The sequence below is a fragment of the Streptomyces sp. Root1310 genome (assembly GCF_001426425.1).
In the GTDB taxonomy this organism is placed as follows: domain Bacteria; phylum Actinomycetota; class Actinomycetes; order Streptomycetales; family Streptomycetaceae; genus Streptomyces.
In genome coordinates this window covers 1,513,159-1,537,517 of record NZ_LMEQ01000001.1, presented here as the reverse complement: position 1 = coordinate 1,537,517, position 24,359 = coordinate 1,513,159, and the positions used below count along the sequence as shown (strand labels likewise).

The 24,359-nt window shown below is 71.0% G+C and carries 18 protein-coding genes; 17 read left to right on the top strand and 1 reads right to left on the bottom strand.

The window, feature by feature from the left end; genetic code table 11:
- Positions 1-758 precede the first annotated feature (758 nt).
- The 12 genes from ASD48_RS06710 to ASD48_RS06655 all read left to right on the top strand — a co-directional run bounded on the left by ASD48_RS06710 (position 759) and on the right by ASD48_RS06655 (position 18,206).
- The gene (locus ASD48_RS06710) at positions 759-1,463 is read left to right on the top strand and encodes a hypothetical protein (protein WP_057600451.1); all 705 of its coding nucleotides are present in this window, start codon (positions 759-761) and stop codon (positions 1,461-1,463) included.
- A gap of 954 nt (positions 1,464-2,417) precedes the next feature.
- Positions 2,418-4,496, top strand: a complete 2,079-nt coding sequence (locus ASD48_RS06705) for a bifunctional polysaccharide deacetylase/glycosyltransferase family 2 protein (protein ID WP_242432550.1) — start codon at positions 2,418-2,420, stop codon at positions 4,494-4,496.
- Complete coding sequence (locus ASD48_RS06700; protein ID WP_057600450.1) at positions 4,496-5,797, top strand: acyltransferase; 1,302 nt, start codon at positions 4,496-4,498, stop codon at positions 5,795-5,797. The genes ASD48_RS06705 and ASD48_RS06700 overlap by 1 nt, the downstream gene beginning before the upstream one ends.
- 179 nt (positions 5,798-5,976) lie before the next feature.
- Positions 5,977-7,506, top strand: a complete 1,530-nt coding sequence (locus ASD48_RS06695) for a metallophosphoesterase (protein ID WP_242432519.1) — start codon at positions 5,977-5,979, stop codon at positions 7,504-7,506.
- A gap of 431 nt (positions 7,507-7,937) precedes the next feature.
- On the top strand, positions 7,938-9,332 hold the full coding sequence (locus tag ASD48_RS06690; protein WP_057600449.1) for a nitrate/nitrite transporter: 1,395 nt from the start codon (positions 7,938-7,940) through the stop codon (positions 9,330-9,332).
- Between the two features lie 98 nt (positions 9,333-9,430).
- Positions 9,431-10,606 carry a uroporphyrinogen-III synthase gene (locus ASD48_RS06685; RefSeq protein WP_057600448.1) on the top strand — a complete coding sequence of 392 codons (1,176 nt, stop codon included), beginning with the start codon at positions 9,431-9,433 and terminating at the stop codon, positions 10,604-10,606.
- Between the two features lie 509 nt (positions 10,607-11,115).
- Entirely contained in the window at positions 11,116-11,691 is a 576-nt protein-coding gene (locus tag ASD48_RS06680) for an ABATE domain-containing protein (RefSeq protein WP_057600447.1), read from the top strand.
- Between the two features lie 335 nt (positions 11,692-12,026).
- Complete coding sequence (locus ASD48_RS06675) at positions 12,027-12,548, top strand: sigma-70 family RNA polymerase sigma factor (protein ID WP_010039908.1); 522 nt, start codon at positions 12,027-12,029, stop codon at positions 12,546-12,548.
- A 50-nt stretch (positions 12,549-12,598) separates the two neighbouring features.
- Positions 12,599-13,381, top strand: a complete 783-nt coding sequence (locus tag ASD48_RS06670) for a zf-HC2 domain-containing protein (RefSeq protein WP_054240246.1) — start codon at positions 12,599-12,601, stop codon at positions 13,379-13,381.
- Positions 13,382-13,445: 64 nt separating this feature from the next.
- Complete coding sequence (locus ASD48_RS06665) at positions 13,446-15,824, top strand: UvrD-helicase domain-containing protein (protein WP_057600446.1); 2,379 nt, start codon at positions 13,446-13,448, stop codon at positions 15,822-15,824.
- Positions 15,825-16,188: 364 nt separating this feature from the next.
- A complete protein-coding gene (locus ASD48_RS06660) occupies positions 16,189-17,607 on the top strand; it encodes an NAD-dependent malic enzyme (RefSeq protein WP_057600445.1) in 1,419 nt (472 codons plus the stop codon).
- Positions 17,608-17,924: 317 nt separating this feature from the next.
- The gene (locus tag ASD48_RS06655) at positions 17,925-18,206 is read left to right on the top strand and encodes an HU family DNA-binding protein (protein WP_004000874.1); all 282 of its coding nucleotides are present in this window, start codon (positions 17,925-17,927) and stop codon (positions 18,204-18,206) included.
- Positions 18,207-18,429: 223 nt separating this feature from the next.
- On the opposite strand, the gene murA is transcribed toward ASD48_RS06655, so the two are convergent.
- Positions 18,430-19,776: a UDP-N-acetylglucosamine 1-carboxyvinyltransferase gene (gene murA, locus ASD48_RS06650; RefSeq protein ID WP_020132410.1), complete on the bottom strand. Its 1,347-nt coding sequence runs from the start codon at positions 19,774-19,776 to the stop codon at positions 18,430-18,432.
- Between the two features lie 278 nt (positions 19,777-20,054).
- On the opposite strand from murA, the gene ASD48_RS06645 reads away from it, so the two are divergent.
- From ASD48_RS06645 to ASD48_RS06625, 5 genes are all read left to right on the top strand, one after another.
- Entirely contained in the window at positions 20,055-20,627 is a 573-nt protein-coding gene (locus tag ASD48_RS06645; protein WP_057600444.1) for a YqgE/AlgH family protein, read from the top strand.
- A 40-nt stretch (positions 20,628-20,667) separates the two neighbouring features.
- Positions 20,668-20,967 carry a DUF3039 domain-containing protein gene (locus ASD48_RS06640; RefSeq protein ID WP_078616040.1) on the top strand — a complete coding sequence of 100 codons (300 nt, stop codon included), beginning with the start codon at positions 20,668-20,670 and terminating at the stop codon, positions 20,965-20,967.
- Positions 20,968-21,202: 235 nt separating this feature from the next.
- Positions 21,203-22,498, top strand: a complete 1,296-nt coding sequence (locus ASD48_RS06635; protein WP_057600443.1) for an extracellular solute-binding protein — start codon at positions 21,203-21,205, stop codon at positions 22,496-22,498.
- A gap of 179 nt (positions 22,499-22,677) precedes the next feature.
- A complete protein-coding gene (locus ASD48_RS06630) occupies positions 22,678-23,502 on the top strand; it encodes a sugar ABC transporter permease (RefSeq protein WP_242432549.1) in 825 nt (274 codons plus the stop codon).
- 11 nt (positions 23,503-23,513) lie between these two features.
- Complete coding sequence (locus tag ASD48_RS06625) at positions 23,514-24,359, top strand: carbohydrate ABC transporter permease (protein ID WP_057600441.1); 846 nt, start codon at positions 23,514-23,516, stop codon at positions 24,357-24,359.

Below are 24,359 nucleotides of genomic sequence, written 5' to 3'. Positions count from 1 at the left end.
TGACGTCGAAGCGCTTCGACGGGGGAAGTTATGTGGCTGCTGTGGTCACGTCAATGGGGCGGGTGGGGAAAACGGGCAATCCGGTGTTGGCGCCGGTGAACTTTCCGGCCATGCCGGGAGTGGCTCCCCGCCGCCCGCTCGGTGCCGATCTTTTGTCCCTGTATGTCGCTTGTGTGGTGAAAGAGGCTGACCGCCTCGATCCGGGATGGGCATCGAGGGTTCACTTTCGCGATCGCGGTGATCGAGTACGACCGCCGGGACTTGACCAGGGGCGACTTTCGGCCATGGACAAGGGCGTGAATTCTGTCCATGTATGACACATCGCGAACACAGGGCCCAAGCCTGCGCTAGATTCGTAGACCTGAGCGCAATGGGATAAATGGGGCGCGAGAGCTGGGTGGGGGCCCGGTTCATCGGCGTGCGCTCAGGGTCGTCGGCGCACCCGGAACAGTTCCGTGGGGGGAAGTACGCACATGAAGAATTGGCGAGAAGACGCCCAACCGGAGTGGCCGGCGGCGGCATCGTCGACCCGGGATGCGCCGGTCTTGGCGCCGGGATCCCCGAGCCCGACCGGGATCGGGGGGCAATCCCTGACGTCCATGGCGGGGGAAAGCGGCAGATACCGGTCGCTGATGGATGTACCGCGGGAAAGCGGTCTCCTGTCGGCCTCCAACCCCTCGAGTACCTCGAACGGACTTTCCGAAAACGAACGGTCCAGCGATCTCCGGGACCCCTGGGGAGAGGAGCCCGGCGGCGGCGTGGACGGAGAGGAGAGCGACCCGGCCGAGGTGACCGTCCAGCTCGACTCCCTGAAGAAGGGGCGGCCCGACGGTTCCGACGCCGCCTCAGACGTCCCGGTGTTCGTCGACGAGTCGGGCCGGCGCAGCCGTACGTTCCGCCGCATCGGCATCGTCGTGGGCATCGCCTGCGGGGCGTACGCCGTCGTCATCGTGGCCGCGCTGCTCTCGGGCAACGCGGGCGCGCCCTGGCTGCCGGTCCCCGTGCCCGGCCAGGCCGACGAGAAGCCGGCGGCCGGCAAGGTGGACAGCACGTCGGAGCCCGACAGCTCCGCGAGCCCGCGCCCCGGGGCTCCCGGCGGCACGGTTCCGGGGGGCTCGGGTGTGACCGGCACCGCGTCCGGCGGGGTACTGGGCAAGCCGGGCGCGAGCACGGGGCCGGGTGCGTCGGGGAGCGCGGCTCCCTCCGGCAGGGTGTCCACTGCGGCCCGGCCCTCGGCGAGCGGGACCACCCGCCCCAGCACCGGCCCCACGGCCGCCGCCTCCTCGGCGCCCGGCCCGAGCAGCCCGGTGGTCGCACCGACGCCCTCCACACCGCCGCCGGCGTCCTCACCCGCCGCCTCTCCTTCGGCCCCCTCCTCGCCGTCCCCGGCCGGAGGAGCCTCCACCACGGTCGCCGACGGACCGCCGGAACCGGTCCCGGCGGCATCGACCCCGGCAGCCTGAACGGCACCCGTGCGTGTCGCCGGCCGCCCGGCCTCACGGACGCCACCGGCCTCGGCGCGCGGTGACCCCGCGGCCGTGCCCCGGCTTCGCAGCGGTGGCCGCCGCACACCACATCGCCACCGGGCGCCGCGGCCGCGCCGGGGGCATCCGGACCGGGGCGGGCCGGATTTTGGCCCTCCGGGCCGGGGTGGGCCGGAGTTTGGCCCTCCGGGCCGGGGCGGGCCGGAGTTTGGCCCTCCGGGTCGGGGTGGGGCGTTGGCCTCCGGGCCGGGGCCGGGGTTTCGGCTGTCTGGGCCGGGGCTGGAGCTTTGGCCCCCAGGGGCTGGGACCGGCGCTTGGCCCTCCGGGCCGGGAATCGGGGTTTCGGCCTTCGGGGGCCGGGGCTTCGGTCGCAACCCAGACCTGTCAACCCAGGCCTAGCGGCCCCGACCTGACGCCCCGGCCCGACGGACCCGGCCTCACCGACCCGGCCTCACTGAGCCCGCCTCACCGTTCGGGCCTCACCGTTCCGATCTGACGGCCCCGGCGTGACGGGGCCCGGCACCTGCAGTCCGAACCTGTCAGCGATGTCTTGATGCTCGCTCCTCGCCGCTTCAGCTCGCGGCCCGTACCTCGCCCGATCTCGTCTCCGGAGAACCACCTCTCATGGCACCACGTACCAGCCGCCGCTCGACCCGACGGTCAGCTGTCGGGCAGCCCGCGCACTCGTCCGGCGGCCACGCCGCGTCCGCTTCATCGTCGACGGGGGACGCGTCAGGAGGTGAGTCGGCCGGCGGAACACGCGGCAGCGGGCGCCGGTCCTCCGGCCGGCGGTCCGGCCCGAGGCAGGGCCGGGGACGCGCCCCGGGGCACGCGGTCGGCGGCTCCGGGTCCGCCGCGCCGCCGTCACCCGAACGCCGGCGTCTGGTGTCGCTCCGGCTGCGGCATCTGCTGCCGCTCGTCGTGCTCCTGGCGATGATGGCGATGCTGATGCTCCGCGGCTACGTGCACAGCGAGATCCTCGCCGACTACCGCATCCGCCCCGAGGCCGCCGCCGACAAGGTGCCGCAGAAGGTGCTCGACGGCGGCCCGGTCGTCGACACCCGGAACGGGCAGCAGACCAGCCTGGGCGTGCCGGACCACCGGATCGTGCTCACCTTCGACGACGGGCCCGACCCGAAGTGGACTCCCGAGGTCCTCGACGTCCTGAAGAAGCACCACGCGCACGCCGTCTTCTTCATCACCGGCACCATGGCCTCCCGCTACCCGGACCTGGTCCGGCGGATGGTGGACGAGGGGCACGAGATCGGGCTGCACACCTTCAACCACCCCGACCTCTCCTATCAGTCGGAGAAGCGCATCGACTGGGAGCTCACCCAGAACCAGCTGGCCCTGGCGGGCGCCGCGGGGATCCGCACCTCGCTCTTCCGGCCGCCCTACTCCTCCAGTACGGACGCCCTCGACAACGCCTCCTGGCCCGTCACGCAGTTCGTCGGCACCCGGGGCTACCTCACGGTCTTCACCACCGCCGACAGTGAGGACTGGCGCAGGCCCGGGATCCGGGACATCATCCGCAACTCCACGCCGCACGGCGGCAAGGGCGCGATCGTCCTCATGCACGACTCCGGCGGCGACCGCCACCAGACGGTCCGGGCCCTCGACGCCTACCTCCCCGAACTCCAGGGTGAGGGCTACACGTTCGAGAACCTCACCGAGGCCCTGGACGCCCCGAGCGCGCACACCCCGGTCACCGGGCTCGACCTGTGGAAGGGCAAGGCCTGGGTCTTCCTGGTCGAGGCCTCGGACGACATCACCGCCGTCCTGGTCGTCGGCCTCGCCGTCATCGGCGTCCTGGTCTTCGCCCGCTTCGGGCTGATGCTCCTGCTCTCCGCGATCCACACCCGCCGTACCCGCCGCAAGGGCTTCGTCTGGGGGCCCGACGCGCCCGTCACCGAACCGGCGTCGGTGCTCGTCCCGGCCTACAACGAGGCCAAGTGCATCGAGAGCACGGTGCGGTCGCTGATGAAGAGCGAGCACCCGATCGAGATCGTCGTCATCGACGACGGCTCCAGCGACGGCACCGCCCGGATCGTCGAGGATCTGCACCTGCCCGGCGTCCGCGTCGTCCGGCAGCTCAACGCGGGCAAGCCCGCCGCCCTCAACCGGGGCATCGCCAACGCCCGGCACGACCTCATCGTGATGATGGACGGCGACACCGTCTTCGAGCCCTCCACGGTGCGTGAACTCGTCCAGCCCTTCGCCGATCCCAAGGTCGGCGCGGTCGCCGGCAACGCCAAGGTCGGCAACAAGGACACGCTGATCGGGGCCTGGCAGCACATCGAGTACGTGATGGGCTTCAACCTCGACCGCCGGATGTACGACGTCCTGCGCTGCATGCCCACCATTCCGGGGGCCGTCGGGGCGTTCCGGCGCAGCGCGCTCGACCGGGTCGGCGGCATGAGCGACGACACCCTCGCCGAGGACACCGACATCACCATGGCCATCCACCGGGACGGATGGCACGTCGTCTACGCGGAGAAGGCCCGCGCCTGGACCGAGGCGCCCGAGTCCGTCCAGCAGCTGTGGTCGCAGCGGTACCGCTGGTGCTACGGCACCATGCAGGCGATCTGGAAGCACCGCCGGGCCATCGTCGAGAGCGGACCCTCGGGCCGCTTCGGCCGCGTCGGCCTCCCGCTCGTCTCCCTCTTCATGGTGGTCGCCCCGCTTCTCGCCCCGCTCATCGACCTGTTCCTCGTCTACGGCCTGCTCTTCGGCCCGACCGGCAAGACGATCGCGGCCTGGTTCGGCGTCCTCGCCGTCCAGGCGGGCTGCGCGGCGTACGCCTTCGCCCTGGACCGCGAGCGGCTCACCCCCCTCATCTCCCTCCCGCTCCAGCAACTCCTCTACCGCCAGCTGATGTACATCGTCCTGCTCCAGTCCTGGATCACCGCCCTCACCGGCGGCCGGCTGCGCTGGCAGAAACTCCGCCGCAAGGGCCAGGTGGCGGCCCCGCCCGGCGTGGCGGCGGCGACCGCGGACGGAGGAGCGGCCTGATGAGCACCCACTCCACGGACACCACGGCCGAGTTGCCCGAACTGCCCCACCCGTCGGCCGGGACCACCGTGCCGGAGCAGCAAGAGTCAGGGCAGCAGGGTTCCGGGCAGCACTTTTCCGAGCAGCAGGGCGCCGAGCAGCAGGGCGCCGAGAAGGGTGCCGCGAAGAAGGGCGGTGGCCGGGACCGCTACTTCGACCTGCTCCGGGCCATCGCCCTCTTCCGGGTCGTCTTCTACCACCTGATGGGCTGGGCCTGGCTGCCCGTCGTGTTCCCCTCCATGGGCGTGATGTTCGCGCTCGCCGGCAACCTCATGGCCCGCTCCCTGGCCGGCCGCCCCGCGCTCGGGGTCGTACGTGGCCGGCTGCGCAGGCTGCTGCCGCCGCTGTGGCTGCTGGGCGCGGTCGGTGTGACGGGCATGCTGGTGGCGGGCTGGGGCCCGGACGAGGAGGGGCATCCCGGCTGGTGGTGGCTCCACCTCGGCTACTGGATCCTGCCGCTGAGCGACCCGCCGTACGCCGAGAGCCTGCCCGGTGTGCACGGGCTGATCAGCGACGGCTGGGCCGCCGACCTGGGCGTACCCCTCTGGTACCTCCGCGCCTACCTCTGGTTCGTGCTGCTCTCCCCGTTCCTGCTGCGTGCCCTGCGCCGGCTGCCCTGGCCGACGATCCTCGCGCCCGTCGCGCTGTCCGCCGTCCTGGAGTTCGGCGCGCTGTCGGTGCCGGGCTGGCGGCTGGAGGCGCAGCTCAGCGACTTCGGCGCGTTCGGCGCGTGCTGGCTGCTGGGCATGGCGCACCAGGAGGGCGTGCTGCGTCGCCTGCCGCGTTACGTGGTGCCGTCCCTGGCGCCCGCGGTGGCGGGAATCGGCCTCTGGTACGCCCTGGCCCACGACCTCAAGGAGGGCCACGACCTGGACGACATGCCCTTCGCCCAGTCCCTGTGGTCCTTCGCGGCGGTGCTGCTGCTCCTGCACCTCAGCCCGTCCTGGTCCGAGTGGCCGGCCGGCCTGCGCCGCTGGGACCGGCTGATCACCCTGCTCAACTCCCGTGCCGTGACGATCTACCTGTGGCACAACGTCTGCATCGGGGTCGTGGAGGCCCTGTGGGACCGGTTGTGGGGCATCTCCTGGCTGGAGGCGAACTCCTCCTGGGTCCTGGTGAGCCCGTGGCCGCAGCTGCCGGCCATCTGGCTGCTCACCGCGGCCTGCGTGATCTGCTTCGGCTGGGTGGAGGATCTGGCGGCCCGCCGCAGGCCACGCCTGTGGCCGGACGGACGGAGCGGCGCCGGAGCACACCGGTCCTGAACGGCACCTTCGGCCCCGAACCGGCCTCCGTGCGCGCGTCCGCAGGCGCCTGTGCGCCGCGGTACGCCGTTCGCCCGGTTCGGGGTGCGTCCATCGGAAGCCCTGGTGAGTATGACCCGGTATGCCCGTCGATCTGATGGGTTCGGAGCCAGGGTTTCGGATGGAGGAACGTGAGCAGAATGCGCCGGACAATCGTTCTGGCCATGACGGGGGTGCTGGCGGCGGCGCTCTCGGTCGGTACGGCCCTGGCGGGGCCCGTGTCCGACGGCGGAGGGCCGAAGCCGCCGGGGTCCTCCCCCTCGCCGGGGACCCCGCCCTACGGCGAAGGCCCGAAGCCACCGGGGCCGACCGCTCCGCCGCCAGGGACCGGCAACCCCAACGGCGAGGCATGGGCATGGACCCAGCTGACCAGCCGGGGTGCCCAGGTCCGCTATGTGACCACCGACACCTCCGGCACGTGCCCCTCCGTGCGGTACACCCTGGGCATCGTGCGGACCGCCTACCGGATGCGGCTGCTGAGCCGTCCCGCGCCGCCGCAGTTCCCCACCACGGTGTGCGAGTTGCTCGTGCCGCTCGGGGCCTACAACGCGGTGCTCGCGCAGACGACGATCGCCGCGGCCGTGCTGCACCCCGCGAACCGTGAGCTTCCCCTGCCGAACTGGACCGCGAACACCCGTCCCGGCACCATCGCGGTCATGGGCGACTCGGGGTGCCGCGTCACCACGGCGGGCCCCAATCAGGACTGCGCCGACCACCAGACCGGCTGGCCGTTCCCGCGGATCGCGAGCAGCGCGGCCACGGTGACGCAGCCGGATCTCGTGATCCATGTCGGCGACTACCTCTACCGTGACGACCCGGCTCAGGCGGGCGACAAGGCGGCGAATCCGGGCTGCACGACCTCGGCGGACAGATTCACCTGGGCCTGTGTGGTCGCCGACTTCTTCAGGCCGGCGGAGAGTCTGCTGGCGGTGGCGCCGGTCGCGTTGACGCGGGGCAACCACGAGGACTGCCGCACCCCACCCGCGACGGGCGGCGCCGGGGCCGCGTGGTTCCGCTACCTCGCCGACGAACTCCGAGCCAACGGATCGTGCTCCTTCTACCCCGATCCGGTGGAGATCAGGGCAGGTGTCCTGCACCTTCTCGATGTGGACTCCTCGTTCGCCGACCCGGCCGACAGCGGAAACCTCGCGCAGCAGGCGATCTACACCCGGCAGTTCGAGTCCGTGAACCAGGCCGCGGCGCAGCAATCCGGCCACGACTACTTCGTCTTCACCCACAAGCCCTTGTGGATGGTCAGATCGGCCGGCCCCCCGCTGGAGACGTTCACCCCCGTCCTCGACAGGGCCGTCGCCGGTACGACCCTGGGGCGGCTGGCGGACAACATCCGCATGGTGCTCTCGGGCCATGCGCACCTCTACCAGATGATCGATTTCGACACCGCGCGGCCACCGCAGGTGACGGTGGGTTTCTCCGGTGGAGCCCCGCTGGAGCAGGGGCCGAACGACGCGGGCGTCATCGGGAAAGCGGTCGGCACCCCGCCGCAGCCCGTGCATCACTCCCTCACCCAGGGAGGGGTCTTCGGGTACGCGGTCCTGAGCCGCAACGCCGGGACCTGGGACCTCACGGCCCACGACCCGGCCGGCGCGGTCCGCGGTCAGACCTGCACGCTGAGCGGGAGCACCGCCAACAAGGAGTTCGCCTGCCACTGAAGGGCCCCGCGGGCCTCGACGGATGCGCCCCCACCCCCGGTTCGGCCGGGGTGGGGGCGCTTCGCGTACGCGTACGGACAGTCCCGTACGCCCCGGTCCCGTCCCGTACGCCCGGCGCCGGCCCGCAGGCTCGCCCCGCGGCCCGTGCGCTCGGACGCGGGCTCGTCCGCCCCGGGCTCGTCCGCGGTGGTGCCCGGCCCCGCAACCGCCCCGGTGCCCCTCCCGGCCCCCGGCCTCCCGGCACCACCGGGCAGGCGCCTCAGTGTCGAGCCCTCCCCAAAACCTCTCACCGGCCCTCCGGGCAAGGTGAGAGCAACGTTCCTTTCCGGTCACCCACAGCCACAGCGTGGAAACGCGCCCTCCCTACCTTCGGGACTCATCACCGCTCATCCCCCCGAACCACCCCAGCCCCGGAGCACCGTGGAGGCGTCATGACAGCCCCGAGTACAGCCCCCGCATCCCCGCCCCCCACGAAGAAGGGGAGCCGCTGGATCGAGGAGTGGGACCCGGAGAACGAGGCCTTCTGGAACGAGAAGGGCGAGAAGATCGCCCGTCGCAACCTCCTCTTCTCCGTCCTCTCCGAGCACATCGGGTTCTCGATCTGGACGATGTGGTCCGTGCTGGTGCTCTTCATGGGCCCGGAGTACGGCCTCACCCCGGCCGACAAGTTCCTGCTGACGTCGATGGTGACGCTGGTCGGGGCGGTCGTGCGGGTGCCCTACACCTTCGCCGTCGCGGTCTTCGGCGGCCGGAACTGGACGATCATCTCGGCGGGGCTGCTGCTGATCCCCACCATCGCCGCGTTCACGGTGATGGACCCGGGGACCTCGTTCAACACGTTCCTGCTGGTCGGCCTGCTCGCGGGCATCGGCGGCGGCAACTTCGCCTCCTCCATGACCAACATCAACGCCTTCTTCCCGCTCCGTAAGAAGGGGTGGGCGCTCGGGCTCAACGCGGGCGGCGGCAACATCGGCGTGCCGGTGATCCAGCTGATCGCCCTCGCCGTCATCGGCGCCAGCGGCGGGCCGCGCGTGCTGCTGGGGATCTACATCCCGCTCATCGTCGTCGCCGCCACCCTCGCCGCGCTGTACATGGACAACCTGTCCTCCGTGAAGAACGACACGGGCGCCGCGATCGACTCGGCGAAGGACGTGCACACCTGGATCATGTCCTTCCTCTACGTCGGCACCTTCGGGTCGTTCATCGGCTACAGCTTCGCCTTCGGGCAGGTCCTGACGAACCAGTTCGGCCGCACGCCCCTCCAGGCGGCCTACCTCACCTTCATCGGCCCGCTGCTCGGCTCCCTCATCCGTCCCGTGGGCGGCTGGCTCGCCGACCGCTACGGCGGTGCCCGCATCACCCTGTACAACTACGTCGGCATGGCCGCCGCCACCGCCGTCCTGGTCTTCGCCAGCATGCAGAAGTCGCTGCCGCTCTTCGTCTCCGTCTTCGTGGTGCTGTTCGTGCTCAGCGGCCTCGGCAACGGGTCGACGTACAAGATGATCCCCGGCATCTTCCAGGCGAAGGCCGTGGCCAACGGGCTGGAGGGCGAGGAGGCGGCCGCCTACGGCCGGCGTCTGTCCGGTGCGTCCATGGGACTGATCGGCGCGGTCGGCGCGCTCGGCGGTGTCGCGATCAACCTGGCCTTCCGGCAGTCCTTCCTGTCCTACGGCTCCGGAACCGGCGCGTTCGTCGCCTTCCTCGCCTTCTACGCGGCGTGCTTCGGGGTCACCTGGGCCGTATACCTTCGCCGTCCGTCCGGAAGGATCACGGCAGGAAGCACCGCTTCCGAGGCGAAGCAGCAGCTCAGCTACGCCGAGGTGTGACGTAACACCGGCGACACGTGGCCGAACCGAGCCTGTCACGCACCGTTGACAGGCTCGTCGGCATGTAGGTCAAACGGGACTCGAGCGGGACGAGAGTGATGTACGAGCAACAGCAGCGATCCGATGCCGGCCCTCTGGGCGCCGTCGAACACGGGCCCCTCGCGGGCTTCACCGTGGGCGTGACGGCCGCGCGCCGGGCCGAGGAGCTCAGCGCGCTGCTTCAGCGCCGGGGGGCCGCGGTCCTGCACGCTCCCGCCCTGCGGATCGTGCCGCTCGCCGACGACGGTGAGCTGCTCGCCGCCACGAAGGAGCTCATCGACCAGGTGCCGGACGTCGTGGTCGCCACCACGGCCATCGGCTTCCGCGGCTGGATCGAGGCCGCCGACGGCTGGGGGCTGGGCGAGCAGCTGCTCGACAAGCTGGGCGGCGTCGAACTGCTGGCCCGCGGCCCCAAGGTGAAGGGCGCCGTGCGGGCCGCCGGGCTGACGGAGGACTGGTCGCCGTCCAGCGAGTCCATGGCCGAGGTGCTCGACCGGCTCCTGGAGGAGGGCGTCGACGGCCGCCGGGTCGCCGTCCAGCTGCACGGTGAGCCGCTGCCCGGTTTCGTGGAGTCGCTGCGGGCCGCGGGCGCGGAGGTCGTGGGGGTGCCCGTCTACCGGTGGATGCCGCCGGAGGACGTCTCGCCGCTCGACCGGCTCCTGGACGCTGCCGTCTCACGCGGACTGGACGCGATCACCTTCACCAGCGCGCCCGCCGCCGCGTCCCTGCTGTCGCGCGCGGAGGAACGCGGCCTGCTGCCCGAGCTGCTCTCCGCCCTCGCCCACGATGTGCTGCCCGCCTGCGTCGGTCCGGTCACCGCGCTGCCGCTCCAGGGGCACGGCGTGGACACCGTCCAGCCGGAGCGGTTCCGGCTCGGGCCGCTCGTGCAGCTGCTGTGCCAGGAGCTGCCGTCGCGGGCCCGGGCGCTGCCCATCGCCGGGTACCGGGTGGAGATCCGGGGTCACGCGGTGCTGGTGGACGGGTCCTTGAAGCCGGTGCCGCCGGCGGGAATGTCGTTGCTGCGGGCGCTGTCCCGGCGGCCGGGGTGGGTCGTGCCGCGTTCCGATCTGCTGCGGGCGTTGCCCGGCGCCGGGCGGGACGAGCACGCCGTCGAGACCGCGATGGCCCGGCTGCGGACGGCCCTCGGGGCGCCCAAGTTGATCCAGACGGTGGTGAAGCGGGGGTACCGGCTGGCGCTGGACCCGGCCGCGGACGCGAAGTACGCCGACGAGTAGGGGCTTCCGCCCCCGTCGTCCCGTCCCGACCGGTCCAGTCCCGACCCGACCCGACCCGACCGGTCCCGACCCGACCCGACCGGTCCCGTCCCGTCCTGAGGGCGGAGGCCCCGGCGGCCCGGCTCAACCCGCCCGGCTCCGCCCTGTCCTGACCCGTCCCGTCCTGAGGACTGGCCCCCGTCGTCCCGTCCTGAGGGCGGCGGCCCCCGTCGCCCCGGCTCAACCCGCCCGGCTCCGACCTCTCCTGACCCGACCTCTCCTGACCCGACCTGTCCCGACCCGTCCCCGTCCTGAGGGCGGAGGCCCCGTCCTTGCGCCCTGAGGGCGGCCGCCCCGTCGTCCCGCCCCGGGGGCTGCGCCTCCGTCGTCCCGCTTCGGCCTGAACTGCCCTCGTCCCCGGTCTCCCCCGGAGGGGAGACCTCCGGCGGGCTGGTTATTGGCACCCTGCGCTGGCACTGTGAGGGGACGGATTCCTTGAGCAGTCCCTCTCGGCAGGCGGTGACACGCGCATGGACGAGCTCCGGTTCGACGCCGGGCGGATCTGTCTCGACCTGCTCGCGACCGCGCATCCCCTCGAACGGCTCGACGCCGTGGCGCCGTTGTGCGCGTGGATCCGCGGCTCCGGACTCGTCCCGCCGGACACCCCGCTCACCCACGCCGACGCCTCCTGGCCGCCCGCCTTCCGGGAACTGCGTCGCAACACCGGACAGTTGGTGCACGGGTGGCTCAACCGGCACGACGCCGGTTCGTACGACCTCGCCCTGGCCCGCGTCAACGACGCAGCCCGGGCCGTGCCCCCGGCCCCGCGTGCCGTGCGCGCAGAAGACGGTGGGCTCGTCCGCGAGTTGGCCGGCCCGCCGGCGTGCGTCGCGCTGCTGGCCGCCGTGGCCCGGGACGCGGTGGAGCTGCTCACCGATCCCGTCGCCAGGGCGGGGCTGCGGCAGTGCGCGGGGGACAACTGCCCCATCGTCTATGTCGACATGTCCCGGGGACGCCGGCGCCGTTGGTGTTCCAGCGAGGTCTGCGGGAACCGGGAGCGCGTCGCGCGGCACCGTCGGCGGGCGGCGCTCGCCTCACGGACGTAACTCCCGTGCCGGGTATGCGGCTTTCGTAGAGGCGTCGCCGACCGGTTGTCGAAGTGATTTCGATTACACACCGTTTACCTGAGCCGTGAGCCGGGCAGTCGGCGCGATCTTGTCGATGTGGCGAAAACGTAAAGAAAAAGCGGTGGGAATGTGCCGCCATGTCCCCGCTCGTCATGACACCCCGAAGAAAAGTGTCTCCTCGGTTTGAACGCTCAACACCCCGCTTGCGTACCCGTCGTCGAGCGACCGACTGGGGGAACCCCCGGACACCGGAGGTGGGCGTGCGCAAGGATGCGGCCGTGGCCAATGAACGTGGATCGAGGGCCCGACATCGCATGTCCCAGCCCTCGGAACCTGACGAGGAGCTGATGCGTGCTCTGTATCGGGAGCATGCCGGACCCCTGCTTGCGTATGTCCTGCGCCTGGTTGCCGGAGACCGGCAGCGCGCCGAGGACGTCGTGCAGGAGACGCTCATCCGTGCCTGGAAGAACGCCGGTCAGCTCAATCGTGCGACCGGATCTGTACGCCCCTGGCTGGTGACGGTCGCACGCCGCATCGTCATCGACGGCCACCGCAGCCGGCAGGCCCGGCCGCAGGAGGTCGACCCGTCGCCGCTGGAGGTCATTCCTGCGGAGGACGAGATCGACAAGGCGCTGTGGCTGATGACGCTGTCCGACGCGCTCGACGACCTGACCCCGGCCCACCGGGAGGTGCTCGTCGAGACGTACTTCAAGGGGCGTACCGTCAACGAGGCGGCCGAGACGCTGGGGATACCCAGCGGCACCGTGCGCTCACGGGTCTTCTATGCCCTGCGGTCGATGAAGCTGGCTCTGGAGGAGCGGGGGGTGACGGCGTGATGAGCGTATACGGGGGATTCGGAGCAGGTGGTTCGGGTATGTCTGGACCCATGCAGGGATCTACGGGATCTCCGAGCCCGAGCGAACACGAGACCGTCGGCGCCTACGCCCTCGGGATTCTCGACGACGCCGAAGCAACCGCTTTCGAGATGCATCTCGCCGGCTGCGAGTGGTGCGCCCAGCAGCTCGACGAGCTCGCCGGCATGGAACCCATGCTGGCCGCCCTCGCGGACCTGCCGGGCACCGGCACCCCCGCGATCGGCGAGTCCCTGTCCGCCCGCCCCAGCCCGCGGCTCGCGGAACGGCTGGTCGACGAGGTGTCCGAGCGCCGCGCGGTCAAGCGCCGCCGCTCGTTCTTCCTGGTGGCGGCCGCGGCCGCGCTGATCATCGGCGGTCCGCTCACCGTGCTGGCGGCGACCGGCGGCGACAGCGGCACCAAGAGCACCGAGGCGAGTTCCACCAAGTCGGCCAACGCCGCCAAGGACACCTTCGCGACGCTCAGCGACCGGGTCTCCGCGACCGACTCCGCCTCCAAGGTCTCCGCGACCGTCGCCATGGGCGAGAAGGCGTGGGGCACGGAGATCGGCGTCGAGCTGAAGAACGTGACGGGCCCGGAGAAGTGCTCGCTCATCGCCGTCGGCAAGAACGGCGAGCGCGAGACGGTCTCCTCCTGGTCGGTCCCGGAGTGGGGCTACGGCATCGCGAACGCCAAGACCGAGCAGGCCAAGAACCCGCTCTACGTCGTGGGCGGCGCCGCCTTCAAGACCAACGAGATCGACCACTTCGAGGTCATGACCTTCGACGGCAAGAAGCTCGTCCAGATCGACGCGTAACTTCCTACACGGGGTCCCCTTCGCGTACGGTTGACGGCTGCCCAGCACGTCAGAAGGGGGCCCGGTGGCCGTTCAGGCACAGCAGGAAACCGCGGTCGGATCGGTTCGGCACACCGCGCCGGATTCGGTGCGGGACCGAGAGATCGGCATCGAACAGGAACACCTCGACCGGGTGTACCGGCGCCTCGAGGAGAAGATCCACGAGGCGGAGTTCCTGATGCACGACGCGGCCAAGCGAGGCCAGGTCGGCACGCCCGGCGCCCTCGCCGAGCGGGACGCCCAGGTGTTCCGCGCCGGCGTCCACCTCAACCGGCTCAACAACGAGTTCGAGGACTTCCTGTTCGGGCGGATCGACCTGCTCGCCGGGAAGGACGGCAAGAAGGGCCCCGACGGCGCCTACACCGCCGTCGAGCCCGCCGAGGGGGCCGTCCGCCCCGACAACACCGCCGACATCGCCGAAACGCTCCACATCGGCCGTATCGGAGTCCTCGACTCCGAATACGCCCCGCTGGTCATCGACTGGCGGGCACCGGCCGCGGCACCGTTCTACCGGTCCACCCCGGTCGACCCGGGGCGCGTCGTACGGCGCCGCGTGATCCGCTCCAAGGGGCGTCGCGTCCTCGGCGTCGAGGACGACCTGATGCGTCCCGAGCTGAAGGCGGTCCTGGACGGCGGCGAACTGCCCGTCATCGGCGACGGCGCCCTCATGGCCGCCCTCGGACAGGCCCGCAGTCACACCATGCGCGACATCGTCGCCTCCATCCAGGCCGAGCAGGACCTGGTCATCCGCGCCCCCGCCGCCTCCGTGACCTACGTCGAGGGCGGTCCGGGAACGGGGAAGACCGCCGTCGCGCTGCACCGGGCCGCCTATCTGCTCTACCAGGACCGGCGCCGGTACGCGGGCGGCATCCTGATCGTCTCGCCCACGCCGCTGCTCGTGGCGTACACCGAGGGCGTGCTGCCCTCGCTGGGCGAGGAGGGCCAGGTCGCCATCCGTGCCATCGGCTCCCTCGTCGACGGCGCCGAGGCCACCCTGTACGACTCCCCGGCGGTGGCCCGGGCCAAGGGGTCGTACCGGATGCTGAAGGTGCTGCGCAAGGCGGCGCGCGGCGCCCTGGAGAGCGGCGGCCGGGCCCCGGCGCAACTGTCCTTCGGCGACTCCGACGAGGAGACCGGCGCGGCCCCCGCACCCACGGGGACACCCACCCGGCTGCGGGTCGTCGCCTTCGGCCGCCGCCTGGAGCTGGAGGCCGCCGACCTGGACCGCGTCCGGCAGAGCGCCCTCAGCGGCACCGCCCCGGTGAACCTCCTGCGCCCCCGCGCCCGCAAACTGCTCCTGGACGCCCTGTGGGAGCGCTCCGGCGCGGCCGGCCGGCACAGCGACCCCGAGCTCGCCGCCGAGCTGCGCTCCTCCTTCGACGAGGACGTGACCAGCGAGGACGCGTTCATCGCCTTCCTCGACGCCTGGTGGCCCGAGCTGACCCCGCAGGCCGTCCTCGCGGCGATGGCCGACGAACGGCGGCTCGGCCGCTGGGCCCGGCGCATCCTCAACCCCGGCGAGGTCCGCAAGGTCGCCCGCGCCCTCAAGCGGGACGGGCGCTCGGTGCACGACATCGCCATGCTCGACGAGCTCGAGGCGATCCTCGGCGCGCCGTTCCGTCCGAAGAAGCGGCGCGAGTACGACCCGCTGGACCAGCTCACCGGCCTGGAGGAGCTGATGCCGGTGCGCGAGGAGACGCAGCGCGAGCGCGCCGAGCGGCTCGCCCAGGAGCGCACCGAGTACGCCCACGTCATCGTGGACGAGGCTCAGGACCTCACCCCGATGCAGTGGCGCATGGTCGGCCGCCGGGGCCGGCACGCCACCTGGACGGTCGTCGGCGACCCGGCCCAGTCCTCCTGGTCCGACCCCGACGAGGCGGCCGAGGCCCGCGACGAGGCCCTCGGCACCCGCCCGCGCCGCCGCTTCCAGCTGACCGTGAACTACCGCAACCCGGCCGAGATCGCCGAGCTGGCCGCCAAGGTGCTGGCCCTGGCCATGCCCGGCGCCGAATCCCCGTCGGCGGTCAGGTCGACGGGGGTCGTGCCCCGCTTCGAGGCCGTCACCGACACGCTGGGCGCCACCGTCCGCGCGGAGGCGCAGCGTCTGCTGGAGCGGGTCGACGGCACCGTCGGCGTCGTGGTCGCCATGAACCGCCGCGAGGAGGCGAGACGCTGGCTCGCCGGACTGGGCGACCGCGTGGTGGCCCTCGGCAGCCTGGAGGCCAAGGGCCTGGAGTACGACGCCACGGTCGTCGTCTCACCGGCGGAGATCGCGGACGAGAGCCCGGCCGGCCTGCGGGTGCTGTACGTGGCCCTCACCCGGGCGACGCAGCAGCTCACGGTCGTCTCCGGGGACCGCGACGAGCCGGACGCGAACGGCGTCCCGGACCTCCTGAGGGACTGAACGGCCGACCGTTTCCTGTGAACTGCCCGCACGGGAATGGTCTTCGGCCATCCGTTTGTTAGCCTGGTCGTGACACCGGCTCGATCCAAGCCCCCGGGCCCAACCTTCGTCGCTACGAGCGACCACTTGCCGCGAGGCGAGCATGGCGGGCCGGTGTCGTGAACAAAGAGAGAGGCCCACATCACGTGTGATGTGGGCCTCTCTCTTTGCCCTCTCCCGGGCCTCTCCGGGCCTCCTCCCGGCGGCTTCGCCGACTTGATTGAGAACAAAACGATCGCAATCCGGGGCGGCTTTCACGTACTCGTCGGTAGGTGCGACGATCGGACGGCAAACCCGCGACCCAGCAGTGCAGAGGAAGTCGGCCATGGCAACGGCGCCCAGCGTCTCCTACTCGATCACGGTCCGTCTGGAGGTGCCCGCGAGCGGAACGGCGGTCTCCCAGATCACCACGGCCGTGGAGTCCCACGGAGGCTCGGTGACCGGCCTCGACGTCACCGCGTCCGGCCACGAGAAGCTCCGCATCGACGTCACCATCGCCGCCACCTCCACCGCCCACGCCGACGAGATCGTCGTACAGCTGCGCGGCATCGAGGGCGTCACCCTCGGCAAGGTCTCCGACCGTACGTTCCTGATGCACCTCGGCGGCAAGATCGAGATGGCGTCCAAGCACCCCATCCGCAACCGTGACGACCTCTCGATGATCTACACGCCCGGTGTGGCCCGCGTCTGCATGGCGATCGCCGAGAACCCCGAGGACGCGCGCCGCCTCACCATCAAGCGCAATTCCGTTGCGGTCGTGACGGACGGCTCGGCCGTGCTGGGCCTCGGCAACATCGGCCCGAAGGCCGCGCTGCCGGTCATGGAGGGCAAGGCGGCCCTCTTCAAGCGGTTCGCCGGCATCGACGCCTGGCCGCTGTGCCTGGACACCCAGGACACCGACGCGATCGTCGAGATCGTCAAGGCCATCGCCCCCGGCTTCGCGGGCATCAACCTCGAGGACATCTCCGCCCCCCGCTGCTTCGAGATCGAGGCCCGGCTGCGCGAGGCCCTCGACATCCCCGTCTTCCACGACGACCAGCACGGCACCGCGATCGTCGTCCTCGCCTCCCTCACGAACGCCCTGCGTGTCGTGAACAAGGGCATCGGCGACGTGCGGGTCGTCATGTCCGGCGCCGGCGCGGCCGGTACCGCCATCCTCAAGCTGCTGCTCGCGGCCGGCGTCAAGAACGCGGTCGTCGCCGACATCCACGGTGTCGTCCACGCGGACCGCGCGGACCTGGTCGACGCGGCCCCGGACTCGGCGCTGTGCTGGATCGCCGACAACACCAACCCCGAGGGCCTCACGGGCACCCTGAAGGAGGCCGTGCGCGGCGCGGACGTCTTCATCGGCGTCTCCGCCCCGAACGTCCTCGACGGTGACGACGTGGCCGCCATGGCCGACGACGCGATCGTGTTCGCGCTCGCGAATCCGGACCCCGAGGTCGACCCGGCGATCGCCCGTCAGACGGCCGCCGTCGTGGCCACCGGCCGTTCCGACTTCCCCAACCAGATCAACAACGTGCTGGTCTTCCCGGGCGTCTTCCGCGGCCTGCTGGACGCGCAGTCCCGCACCGTCAACACGGAGATGATGCTCGCGGCCGCGAAGGCCCTCGCGGAGGTCGTGAGCGACGACGAGCTCAACCCGAACTACATCATCCCGAGCGTCTTCAACGACAAGGTCGCCGGCGCGGTCGCGGGCGCGGTGCGGGAAGCCGCCAGGGCGGCGGGGGTGTCAGCCTCGTAGGCCTGGGCATGCGAGTGGACGGGGGCCGTCAAGATCCCCGTGGCGGGGGCTGTGAGGATCGCCACGGTGGCCCCTGTGACGGCGCGTCGTGGAACCTCGCGTCGCGGACGGCCCTCTAGGGTTGCGCCCGACCAACCACCCTTCGTGTGACTCCCAAGGGTTGTCTCACGACTCCGAGCGGGTGCCGGATTGGCTTTCGCGCCGCTGGTAGGGGCAGGATGCGTCTCTGGGCGCGTGCACAACGACTTCGCTGTGCCCAACATGCGGCTCCGCCGCGTGGCACGCCGCAACGGCAAGAAGAACACGGGAGTAACAACATGAACCGCAGTGAGCTGGTGGCCGCGCTGGCCGACCGCGCCGAGGTGACCCGCAAGGACGCCGACGCAGTGCTGGCCGCGTTCGCCGAGGTCGTCGGCGACATCGTCTCCAAGGGCGACGAGAAGGTCACGATCCCCGGCTTCCTGACCTTCGAGCGCACCCACCGTGCCGCTCGCACCGCCCGCAACCCGCAGACCGGTGACCCGATCCAGATCCCGGCCGGCTACAGCGTCAAGGTCTCCGCGGGCTCGAAGCTCAAGGAAGCGGCAAAGGGCAAGTGACCTTGCCGTCTACGCCTCACCGCACGGTGTACGGCGCGTAGGCAACGTGATGGGGCGGCACCCGGTCTTCCGGGTGCCGCCCCATCGTTGTGCGCTCAGACGCGGCCTCACGCGCCGCCCGGGCCGGTGCTTGTGCCTGCCCGGGCTCCCTGCCGCCAGGCAGGCAGGGAGGCCGTCCCCGCCGGGAGGGAGTCCCTCCCGGCCGGGGTGAGGCGTTGAGGGCTCAGCCGAGTGCTTTGCCCGGCAGCTCGACCTTCGCGCCGAGTTCCACGAGCTTCTCCATGAAGTTCTCGTAGCCGCGGTTGATGAGGTCGATGCCGTGGACCCGGGAGGTGCCCTGGGCCGCGAGGGCGGCGATCAGGTACGAGAAGCCGCCGCGGAGGTCGGGGATGACCAGGTCGGCGCCCTGGAGCTTCGTGGGGCCCGACACGACCGCCGAGTGCAGGAAGTTGCGCTGCCCGAAGCGGCAGTCGGAGCCGCCGAGGCACTCGCGGTACAGCTGGATGTGGGCGCCCATCTGGTTGAGCGCGGAGGTGAAGCCCAGTCGGGACTCGTAGACCGTCTCGTGGACGATCGAGAGGCCCGTGGCCTGCGTCAGGGCGACGACCAGCGGCTGCTGCCAGTCGGTCTGGAAGCCGGGGTGGACGTCCGTCTCCAGCGCGATGGACTTCAGCTGGCCGCCCGGGTGCCAGAAGCGGATGCCCTCGTCGTCGATCTCGAAGGCGCCGCCCACCTTGCGGTAGGTGTTCAGGAACGTCATCATCGAGCGCTGCTGGGCGCCGCGGACGTAGATGTTGCCTTCGGTCGCCAGCGCCGCGGAAGCCCAGGAGGCGGCCTCCAGGCGGTCCGACAGGGCGGCGTGGTTGTAGCCGCCGAGCTTGTCGACACCGGTGATGCGGATCGTGCGGTCGGTGTCCATCGCGATGATGGCACCCATCTTCTGGAGCACGCAGATGAGATCCTCGATCTCCGGCTCCACGGCCGCGTTCGCGAGCTCGGTGACGCCCTCCGCCAGGACGGCGGTCAGCAGGACCTGCTCGGTCGCGCCGACCGACGGGTAGGGCAGCACGATCTTCGTGCCGCGCAGCCGCTGCGGGGCCTCCAGGTACTGGCCGTCCTCCCGCTTCTCGATCTTCGCGCCGAACTGCCGCAGCACGTCGAAGTGGAAGTCGATGGGCCGGCCGCCGATGTCGCAGCCGCCCAGGCCCGGGATGAACGCGTGGCCGAGGCGGTGCAGGAGCGGGCCGCAGAACAGGATCGGAATCCGGCTCGAACCCGCGTGGGCGTCGATGTCGGCGACGTTGGCGCTCTCCACGTAGGTCGGGTCGAGCACCAGCTCGCCCGGCTCCTCGCCCGGCCGGACCGTCACTCCGTGCAGCTGGAGCAGGCCGCGGACGACCCGCACGTCACGGATGTCCGGAACGTTGCGCAGCCGACTCGGCTCACTGCCCAGCAGGGCGGCGACCATGGCCTTGGGTACGAGGTTCTTCGCACCGCGGACACGGATCTCGCCCTCGAGCGGGGTGCCGCCGTGGACAAGCAGTACGTCGTCAGAGCCGTTGACGGTCATGTATCTCGCGTTCCATGGATGGTGGATTGGGGCAAGGGCCGTTGGTGTCGGAGGCAGGGCCAGATGAGACAGAGTAATCGCCGTCGCCCCCTGTCCCGTAAGCCCAGGGACCACCCAGGTACGTCATAGCTGTGTCACAACACGAACCGTTTCCCACCGGGCACATGGGGTCACCGTCGCCCGCCCCGCGGCCCTGTGCGCCCGGACCGCGCCCGTGCGCGTCCCGTGTGCCCGCATTGCCTCCCCACTTCGCGGGAAGATGCGGGATCATGTCTGGCATGACCGAGGTGTCCTCGCTCACGGGGCGGCTGCTCGTGGCAACGCCCGCCCTGGCGGACCCGAACTTCGACCGTGCGGTGGTGCTCCTTCTCGACCACGACGAGGAGGGCTCCCTCGGTGTCGTCCTCAACCGGCCCACACCGGTGGGCGTGAGCGACATCCTGGAGGGCTGGGCGGATCTCACCGGTGAACCCGGCGTCGTGTTCCAGGGCGGCCCGGTGTCCCTCGACTCGGCCCTCGGAATCGCCGTCATCCCCGGTGGCGCGGCCGTCGACGGCACCCCGCTCGGCTGGCGCCGGGTGCACGGCGCGATCGGCCTCGTCGACCTGGAGGCCCCGCCGGAGCTCCTGGCCTCGGCCCTCGGCTCCCTGCGGATCTTCGCCGGGTACGCCGGGTGGGGCCCGGGCCAGCTGGAGGACGAGCTGGGCGAGGGCGCCTGGTACGTCGTGGAGTCCGAACCCGGCGACGTCTCCTCGCCGTCCCCCGAGAGACTCTGGCGCGAGGTGCTGCGCCGCCAGCGCAGCGAACTCGCGATGGTGGCGACGTATCCGGACGACGCTTCGCTGAACTGACGGTGTGAGCTCGGTGCCCGGCTTCAGTACGCTTGGCGCCATGAGCACTCTTGAGCCTGAGACCCAGCCCCAGCGAGGCACTGGGACGGGGACCCTCGTAGAGCCGACGCCGCAGGTGTCGCACGGCGACGGGGACCACGAGCGCTACGCCCACTATGTCCAGAAGGACAAGATCATGGCGAGCGCCCTCGACGGGACGCCCGTGGTGGCGCTGTGCGGCAAGGTCTGGGTGCCCGGTCGCGACCCGAAGAAGTACCCGGTCTGCCCCATGTGCAAGGAGATCTTCGAGTCGATGGCCGGCGGCGGCGACGACAAGGGCAAGGGCGGCGACAAGAAGTAGCCGCAGGGATTTTCCGAGGCCCCCGGGGCGCGCTGTGACGCGCCCCGGGGGCCTTTGGCGTCCCGGTGTCATGTCTTGACATGACGTGTCGCCTTTGTCGTTGCACGGGATGCGTCAGGTGGTCACAGAGTGGTTGAGACCTCTTGTCGGCGTGTTCATGTACTCCCTAGCCTCCGATGTGTTGTGCAGAGCGAAACCATCATTGCATATGTTGCAACGCTCGGAGGATCGCGCCATGAAGCTCCCCGCCCGACTCACCGCGCTCGCGGCCGCCGCCCTGGTCGTCGCCGCCTGCGCCCCCCAGACGTCCGACAACTCCTCTTCCGACACCGACGACAGGACGGGCACCCTGCGTGTCTGGCTGTTCCAGGAGGTCGGCAACAAGCCCAAGGAGCAGGTCGTCGACTCGGTCGTCGCCGCCTTCGAGAAGGCCCACAAGGGCGCGAAGGTCGACGTCGAGTACATCCCGGTCGAGACCCGCGCCCAGCGCGTCAAGGCCGCCTTCAACGACCCCGCGTCCGCTCCCGACGTCATGGAGTACGGCAACACCGACACGGCCGGCTACGTCCACGACGGCGGACTCCTGGATGTCACGGAGGACTTCGGCGACTGGAGCGAGGCCAAGGCGACCGACCCCACCGCCAAGCAGTCCGTCACCGTCGACGGCAGGCTCTACGGCGCCCCCTTCTACGTCGGCGTCCGCGCCCTGTACTACCGCACGGACGTCTTCGAGGAGCTCGGTCTGGAAGTCCCGAAGACCATGGCCGAGCTGGCGACCACCGCCCGCAGGATCCGCGCCGAGAAGCCCGATCTGTACGGCCTGGTGGTCGGCGGCGCCTACACCTACGGCGCGATGCCCTTCGTCTGGGCCAACGGCGGTGAACTCGCCACCGGCAAGAGCGGCTCGTACGCCTCCGGCATCGACAGCGCGGCCGCCCGGAAGGGCATCGCCGCCTACACGTCCCTGTTCTCCGACGACAACTGTCCCGCCGCCAAGTGCGCGGGCATGGGCGGCAACGACACCGTCACCGCGTTCGCCGCGGGCAAGGCGGGCATGGCGATCGGCGGCGACTTCAGCCACACGGCCGTGGAGGCCGGCAAGGTGAAGGGCGAGTACGCCGTCGTGCCGCTGCCGGGGGTCACGGCCGGCTCGATCGCCCCCGCCTTCGCCGGCGGCAACAACATCGGTGTGCTCAAGAGCACCTCGCACCGCACCCTCGCCGTGCGGCTGATGGAGGCCCTCGCCTCGAAGAAGACCCAGGCCTCGCTGTTCGACGCGATGGGCTTCCTGCCCACGTTCACGGACGTCCGGGACCAGGCCGCCGCCAGGGAACCCTTCGTCAAGCCCTTCGTGCAGACGCTGGCCGCCGGGACCAGGTTCGTGCCCGCGTCGCCCGCGTGGTCGCAGATCGACTCCTCCCTGGTCCTGCCGACGATGTTCCAGGAGGTCGTCAGCGGCAGGAAGGACGTGGCCGCCGCCTCGACGGAGGCCGCGAAGAAGATGGACGCCGCGTTCGGCTCCGCCGGGTGACGCCGGTGACGCCCGACAGCTCGGGGGTCGAGGTTCGTGAGCGACCGCGGGCCGGACGTGGCCGGTCGCGCCCACCCGGCGACCGCCGCGCATCCGATGCCGCCCCGCGCCCCGGGGCCGGTCGTGGCGGGCGCCGCGACACGGCGCCCTGGCTCTACCTCGCGCCCGCTCTCGTCGTCCTGGCCGCCCTGCTCGCCTACCCCGTCTACCAGCTCGGCCTGATCTCGCTCTTCCGCTACACGCAGGCCCAGGTCAGCGGCGGGGAGCCCACCGCCTTCCGGGGTTTCGGCAACTACGCGGACGTCTTCTCCGACGACCTGTTCTGGCAGGTGCTCGCGTCGACGGTCGTCTTCGCGGCGGCCTGTGTGGTCTCCACCCTCGCCGTCGGCTGCGCGCTCGCCGTGCTCCTCACGCGCGTGCGTACCGTGCCGCGGCTCGCGCTGATGCTGGCCGCGACGGGCGCCTGGGCCACCCCCGCGGTCACCGGCTCCACGGTCTGGCTGTTCCTGTTCGACCCCGACTTCGGCCCGGTGAACCGGCTGCTGGGTCTCGGCGACCACTCGTGGACGTACGGCCGCCTCAGCGCCTTCTTCCTCGTCCTGCTCGAAGTGGTCTGGTGCTCCTTCCCGTTCGTGATGGTCACCGTCTACGCCGGGATCCGCTCCGTGCCGTCCGAGGTCCTGGAGGCGGCCGCCCTGGACGGCGCCTCGCAGTGGCGGATCTGGCGGTCCGTACTGGCCCCGATGCTGCGGCCGATCCTCGTGGTCGTCACCATCCAGTCGGTCATCTGGGACTTCAAGGTCTTCACCCAGATCTACGTGATGACCAACGGGGGCGGCATCGCCGGGCAGAACCTCGTCCTGAACGTCTACGCCTACCAGCAGGCCTTCGCGTCCTCGCAGTACGGCCTCGGCTCGGCGATCGGCGTCGTGATGCTGCTGATCCTGCTCGCCGTCACCCTGGTGTATCTGCGGCTGCTGCGCCGGCACGGGGAGGAGCTGTGAAAGGAGCAGGCGTGCGCGCTGTGCGGGGCCTGGCTGCCCGTCCGTGGCGGCTCGCCGCCGAGGCCTGCGCGCTGCTGGTCGCGGTGGTCGTCGCCTTCCCGCTCTACTGGATGGTGCTGGGCGCCTTCAAACCGGTCGGGGAGATCCGCTCGAGCGAGCCGCGGCCGTGGACGCTCGCGCCCTCGCTGGATTCCTTCCGGCGCGTCTTCGGGCAGCAGGAATTCGGCCGCTACTTCCTCAACAGCCTCGTCGTCGCGGGCACGGTGGTGATCGCCTCCGGGGTGATCGCGTTTCTCGCCGCGACCGCCGTGACCCGATTCCGGTTCCGCTTCCGCACCACCCTGCTGATCATGTTCCTGGTGGCCCAGATGGTGCCCGTGGAGGCGCTGACGATCCCGTTGTTCTTCCTCATGCGGGACTTCGGCCAGTTGAACACCCTGGGGGCCCTGATCCTGCCTCACATCGCCTTCTCGCTGCCCTTCGCGATCTGGATGCTGAGAGGATTCGTGAAAGCCGTTCCGGAGGCACTGGAGGAGGCCGCGTACCTTGACGGGGCGAGCCGTACGCGATTTCTGTGGCAGATCCTTTTCCCGCTCGTCCTGCCGGGACTGGTGGCCACGAGTGTGTTTTCCTTCATCTCCGCCTGGAACGACTTCCTGTTCGCCAAGTCCTTCATCATCAGCGACACCTCGCAGTCGACCCTGCCGATGGCCCTGCTCGTCTTCTACAAGCCGGACGACCCCGACTGGGGCGGCGTGATGGCGGGTTCCACGGTCATGACCATTCCGGTTCTGGTGTTCTTCGTACTCGTGCAGCGACGGCTGGTCTCCGGACTGGGCGGCGCGGTAAAGGACTGA

Coding starts and splice junctions, on each gene's coding strand:
- murA (WP_020132410.1), bottom strand. CDS start 19,776: ATGACCGTCAACGGCTCTGACGACGTACTGCTTGTCCACGGCGGCACC.
- ASD48_RS06695 (WP_242432519.1), top strand. CDS start 5,977: ATGCGCCGGACAATCGTTCTGGCCATGACGGGGGTGCTGGCGGCGGCG.
- ASD48_RS06645 (WP_057600444.1), top strand. CDS start 20,055: ATGACCGAGGTGTCCTCGCTCACGGGGCGGCTGCTCGTGGCAACGCCC.
- ASD48_RS06670 (WP_054240246.1), top strand. CDS start 12,599: ATGCAGGGATCTACGGGATCTCCGAGCCCGAGCGAACACGAGACCGTC.
- ASD48_RS06660 (WP_057600445.1), top strand. CDS start 16,189: ATGGCAACGGCGCCCAGCGTCTCCTACTCGATCACGGTCCGTCTGGAG.
- ASD48_RS06675 (WP_010039908.1), top strand. CDS start 12,027: ATGTCCCAGCCCTCGGAACCTGACGAGGAGCTGATGCGTGCTCTGTAT.
- ASD48_RS06705 (WP_242432550.1), top strand. CDS start 2,418: ATGATGGCGATGCTGATGCTCCGCGGCTACGTGCACAGCGAGATCCTC.
- ASD48_RS06685 (WP_057600448.1), top strand. CDS start 9,431: ATGTACGAGCAACAGCAGCGATCCGATGCCGGCCCTCTGGGCGCCGTC.
- ASD48_RS06635 (WP_057600443.1), top strand. CDS start 21,203: ATGAAGCTCCCCGCCCGACTCACCGCGCTCGCGGCCGCCGCCCTGGTC.
- ASD48_RS06700 (WP_057600450.1), top strand. CDS start 4,496: ATGAGCACCCACTCCACGGACACCACGGCCGAGTTGCCCGAACTGCCC.
- ASD48_RS06655 (WP_004000874.1), top strand. CDS start 17,925: ATGAACCGCAGTGAGCTGGTGGCCGCGCTGGCCGACCGCGCCGAGGTG.
- ASD48_RS06640 (WP_078616040.1), top strand. CDS start 20,668: ATGAGCACTCTTGAGCCTGAGACCCAGCCCCAGCGAGGCACTGGGACG.
- ASD48_RS06690 (WP_057600449.1), top strand. CDS start 7,938: ATGACAGCCCCGAGTACAGCCCCCGCATCCCCGCCCCCCACGAAGAAG.
- ASD48_RS06680 (WP_057600447.1), top strand. CDS start 11,116: ATGGACGAGCTCCGGTTCGACGCCGGGCGGATCTGTCTCGACCTGCTC.